1 protein-coding gene is annotated in these 1,302 nt (G+C 69.9%); it reads right to left on the bottom strand.

Translation table 11 applies throughout. From position 1 onward, the window contains the following. Positions 1 to 40 precede the first annotated feature (40 nt). Positions 41 to 1,258 (bottom strand): IS30 family transposase, encoded by a 1,218-nt coding sequence (locus AB0F71_RS39900; RefSeq protein WP_360246239.1) that lies wholly within the window; start codon positions 1,256 to 1,258, stop codon positions 41 to 43. Between the last annotated feature and the right edge of the window lie 44 nt (positions 1,259 to 1,302).

Genomic DNA, 1,302 nt, shown 5'->3' with positions numbered 1-1,302 from the left:
GGCGGTTTCTAGGGGTCGTTGCAACACGTGGTCGGTTTGCTCAGGCCGCGATGAGTTTATGCAGGCGCTCGGCTGGGGTCTCCCAGCCGAGCGTTTTGCGTGGGCGGCCGTTGAGTTCGGCCGCGACGTGGACCAGGTCCTCCGGGCCGTGGACGGAGAGGTCCGTGCCCTTCGGGAAGTACTGCCGCAGCAGGCCGTTCGTGTTCTCGTTGCTGCCGCGCTGCCAAGGGCTGGCCGGGTCGCAGAAGTAGACCGGGACGCCGGTGGCGACGGTGAACGAGCCGTGGGCAGCCATCTCGGAGCCCTGGTCCCAGGTCAGCGAGCGGACCAGGTGGGCGGGCAAGGTCTTGACGGTCTCGACCAGGGCGTCGCGCACGTGCTCGGCGGTGCGGCCGTTCGGCAGGTGCAGGAGCATGACGTAGCGGGTGGCGCGTTCGACCAGGGTGCCGATGGCAGAGGCGTTGTCCTTGCCGAGGATCAGGTCGCCCTCCCAGTGGCCGGGAACCGCCCGGTCCTCGGCCTCCGCCGGGCGCTCGCTGATCATGACCATCGGGGTGGCGAACCTGGGCTGGCGGCAGTTGGCCTGGCGGTGCGGTTTTCGGCGTGTCCGTCCCGAGCGCAGGGCGCCGGCCAGCTCGCGGCGCAGTTCGCCCCGTCCTTGGACGTAGAGGGCCTGGTAGACCGTCTCGTGGACCACGTGCATCTCCGGCCGCTCGGGAAAGGTGTCCCGTAGAGCCTGGCAGATCTGCTCCGGACTCCACTTCCGGTCCAGGCGGTCCTGGATGAAGTCCCGCAACTCCAGGTTCTCGGCGATCTTCCCTGTCTTGGGCCGGGGCCGGCGGGCATCGGCCCGGGCCTGTGCGGCATGGGGCCGGTAACGGCCGTTCTCCGGATGGCGGTTGCGCCGGATCTCCCGACTGACCGTGGACGGGCTGCGGCCCAGCTCGGCCGCGATCGCGCGCACGGTTGCCTTCTCCCGCAACCGGTCGGCGATGTGGATCCGCTCGTCCTCGCTCAGGTACCGGGAGGGGCCGGACACAGTGGCGGGCGCCCGCTCGGGTCGAGCGGGCGCCCGGAACCTCTTCGGGTCCGTCCGGCCGTTGCGCCACTCACGTCCCGTACGCGGGTGAACGCCCACCAGCCGGGACGCCTCTTTGCTGCTGTAGCCCTGTTGCACGAGCCGGAAGTATTCCTCCCGCTCGGCACGGAGCTTCCTGGGCCCCTGCGGCTGCCGGTCCTCGCGGATCTCGAAGGTCATTGCACTCCCCAGCTGGGGCGTTGCAACGATCCCTAGAACTCAAG

Source organism: Kitasatospora sp. NPDC028055 (assembly GCF_040637885.1).
Classification (GTDB): domain Bacteria; phylum Actinomycetota; class Actinomycetes; order Streptomycetales; family Streptomycetaceae; genus Kitasatospora.
Note: the sequence above shows the minus strand (reverse complement) of the source record. Positions and strands in the feature narration are given on the sequence as shown.